At 55.7% G+C, this 2,903-nt stretch carries 3 protein-coding genes and 4 pseudogenes; 1 reads left to right on the top strand and 6 read right to left on the bottom strand.

Annotated elements, in window-relative coordinates:
* Positions 1-584 (bottom strand): annotated as a pseudogene (locus ID864_RS23615) (hypothetical protein); the annotation flags it as partial.
* Positions 585-612: 28 nt separating this feature from the next.
* A pseudogene (locus ID864_RS23620) lies at positions 613-1,194 on the bottom strand (DNA primase); the annotation flags it as partial.
* Positions 1,195-1,238: 44 nt separating this feature from the next.
* On the opposite strand from ID864_RS23620, the gene ID864_RS23625 reads away from it, so the two are divergent.
* A complete protein-coding gene (locus ID864_RS23625; protein ID WP_263575969.1) occupies positions 1,239-1,328 on the top strand; it encodes a type I toxin-antitoxin system SymE family toxin in 90 nt (29 codons plus the stop codon).
* Positions 1,329-1,369: 41 nt separating this feature from the next.
* On the opposite strand, the gene ID864_RS23630 is transcribed toward ID864_RS23625, so the two are convergent.
* From ID864_RS23630 to ID864_RS23920, 4 genes and pseudogenes are all read right to left on the bottom strand, one after another.
* Complete coding sequence (locus ID864_RS23630) at positions 1,370-1,756, bottom strand: hypothetical protein (protein WP_191150455.1); 387 nt, start codon at positions 1,754-1,756, stop codon at positions 1,370-1,372.
* A 9-nt stretch (positions 1,757-1,765) separates the two neighbouring features.
* A complete protein-coding gene (locus tag ID864_RS23910; RefSeq protein ID WP_318153242.1) occupies positions 1,766-2,482 on the bottom strand; it encodes a VENN motif pre-toxin domain-containing protein in 717 nt (238 codons plus the stop codon).
* A gap of 6 nt (positions 2,483-2,488) precedes the next feature.
* A pseudogene (locus tag ID864_RS23915) lies at positions 2,489-2,614 on the bottom strand (VENN motif pre-toxin domain-containing protein); the annotation flags it as partial.
* Positions 2,562-2,903: pseudogene (locus ID864_RS23920) on the bottom strand (hemagglutinin repeat-containing protein); the annotation flags it as partial. The pseudogenes ID864_RS23920 and ID864_RS23915, both read right to left, overlap by 53 nt.

Genomic DNA, 2,903 nt, shown 5'->3' on the forward strand with positions numbered 1-2,903 from the left:
CGTCCTTCTTCAGCTGCTCCCGCGCCTGCGCCAGCGCCGCCGGGTCGGTCTGCGCCTTCAGCCCGGCGATGTCGCCCTGGGTGCGGATAACGTCCATCGCCTGACCGGCGATTTCGCCGATAAGCTGGGCCTGCCTGAGTCGGTTCTGCTGTCCGGGGAAGACGCTTCTCCAGTCGTGACAGCTCCAGGTCGGCGGCGGGATTGGCGAGTATTAGCCCCTGCCTGGTCATCCACGAGAACCACACCTGAAGCGGCTGTAATGTGGTGCGCTGGGTGCGGGTGCTCAGTGGCTCGCCGTTTGTTTTCCGGTAGCCGTACAGGTAACGCTGGTACGTTTCCAGCACCGGGCGCGTCACCTCTGAGGCATAGTTCACGCCCCGTTCAGCCGCCCACAGGATAAAGCGGTAGCTGTGGTGCGTCTGCGTCTTCAGGGTGGTTTCAGACCAGTTGCGCTCCCTGCGCCACTTCACGAACCACAGCAGCAGGGCGTACAGGCTTTTCGGCTCAGAGGCCGGGCCGACCGGCTGGCGGTACACGTCATCCACAGTCAGCAGGCGATTCGGGGACGGTTTGCGGTTGGCCATGTTAACGCTCCGGTGTCAGAACAGGCGGCTAAGAAGAGGATTCGGATAACAAGGGCGAAGGCGGCAATGGCGTTTTCTTTTTTTGCTTTATTACTGCGTTTCCGTTAACCCCAACCCCTTCAGGCTCCGGGCCTTGTGCTTCCTGCTCTGAGGCCGGGTTTTCATCCCCCAACTTAGCCCCAACATGGCCCCAACTTAACGGCAACTTGCTTTCCTCTACATCCAACTTGCGGTTACTGCCCTCGCTTTCCTCCACGTCCAGCAGCCCGCACAGGTGGTTTTCTTCCCCGCTGCCGCCGTCCCACAACAGTTCGTAGCGCAGCAGGTGGCCGCGGCTGCCGCCGTGCAGCAGCAGGTATTCCATTTCAGTAAGCCGCATACAGTGCACCTTCAGCTGGTTATCGCTCCAGTTGGTCCAGTCCCGGATATCCCGCCGCGTGAAGCGCACCTCTGACGCCAGGCTGTGACCGTTGACCGCCATCTCCCTGACCATCTCCTGTATCAGTACCAGCAGCTTGCGCGTCTGCGGCGGCATCTCGTCCAGCGTTCTGCCCAGCACTTCGTGCGCCAGCCGGTTGGCAAGCCGGATATCCGACGGCTGTACGTCGATACCGCTGCAACCCCACGCCACAGCTCACCATCAACGGCCGCTGGATGGAGAAGTTTGGCTTTGATACCGGCAAGCTGACCATCATTACCGTTGAGCGCGGCAGGATGGTGATTGAACTGGATATTAATATCTGAAGGACAGGCAAAAAAATCCCAGCCAGGCGGCTGGGATTTTTCTAATCAAACTCTTTTTCTAACCGCTCAACTACCGCATTATAAATTTCAACAATTTCAGGTACACCATCAGTAAGATCATCTTGAAAATATTCTCGATATAATTCTTCTGGCCAAAGAGTTACACCATTATCTCCACGTTTTTTAATCTTCCAGTATTTTGATGGTCTGTCGTCTACAACTTCAAACAGACATAAGGGTGCAGGAACCGCATATCGCATTGGGATCTGCAATATCGTACCTTCATAATAACCAGTTTGCGTATGCAAGCCTAAAACTGTATAGATATCACCGATAACAAATGGATATTGAGGGGCCTCATTTTCTATAAGACCCAACTTACTCTTTTGTTCAATAGTTAAACACGTTGCAATGCACTTAACTTTCATCGTATTTCCCTATTTTTTGATGGGGATGCTTTTAGGTTCAACCAGCTTACCTGTGACTGAATTACGATAAGCATGTATTTCAAAAATTGTTCCATCGGCCGCTTTATAACTTGAACTGGTAACTTTACTCCAATCTGAAGCCTTACCCCCGTATTGCTTCGCTAGGTCTTCAGCAACTCGGAGGGTCGTTTCAGTTCCTGCGCCAGCTACAGCCAAACCGCCAGTTCTGGATAATTCAGACAATTGACTTTCACTAGCTAAAGACTTGTTAAGTTTTAATCCATTAACTGAATTATAAGCTTCAATACTGGCCTGATTTATCAGCCTTGACGCCTCAGCGACATCACCTTTCTTCAAGGCCGTTTCTGCCGCCTTGATAGCCTTACCAGCAGCATCACCAGCACCCGGTATAATACCGATGGCCGCCGCCAGATAATCAAGCGCACTCTGCGCTTCCGCAAAACTCTTTATATCCCCAACCACTGGCAAAAAATCTGCCCCGGCTGACGTCATATCTTTCAGCGCTTCACGCCGTTCAGTGTACATCTTCACCGAGCAGGCTTCGGCGCTCATGCCGCCGCAGTTGGCCTTCTTGTATCGCTCATTCTCAGCGTCAACGTACTCACCGGCCTTCTGCTCCAGCGTCTTGCCTTCAGACTGCGCCTGCGCAATATCGCTCAGTGCATTATTCTCCACCGCATTCTTACCCGCCTGAGCGGCCGTCACAGCACCGCCAGTATCGCCCGTCGCCAGGCCCCCTGCAAGCCCTGAGGCCAGCTGGCTCAGCGCGCTGACCTGTTGTTTCTCACTCTCGCTCAGCTGGTCTGCGGTTTTGCCCGGGAACAGCTGCCCGGCGATGTAGCGCGCCGCCTGCGCCCAGCCCCCCGGCCACGGCCGACTGGTTGTTCAGCTGCGCCGTTACCGCGCCCAGCACCGCGTGCGCCATCGCGTTGGCGGCAATGTTGTCTTCACCCACGCGTTTCTTTATTTCCGTCGCCAGATACGGCGATGCGCCGCTCGCCAGCGCCCCGGCCAGGTTATTGCCCGCCAGCGCCGTCAGCGCGCCGGTTACCGCCTGCGCCGCCTTCTGCAGGTCGCTGCCGGTGCCGTACTGCTGCATCGCGTTGTTATAGGCGCGCTGCAGCAC

The organism is Erwinia aphidicola (assembly GCF_014773485.1).
In the GTDB taxonomy this organism is placed as follows: Bacteria; Pseudomonadota; Gammaproteobacteria; order Enterobacterales; family Enterobacteriaceae; genus Erwinia; species Erwinia aphidicola.

Bases quoted from the DNA above. Each gene is read 5' to 3' on its own strand.
- ID864_RS23630 (WP_191150455.1), bottom strand. From the start codon at position 1,756: ATGAAAGTTAAGTGCATTGCAACGTGTTTAACTATTGAACAAAAGAGT.
- ID864_RS23625 (WP_263575969.1), top strand. From the start codon at position 1,239: ATGGAGAAGTTTGGCTTTGATACCGGCAAGCTGACCATCATTACCGTT.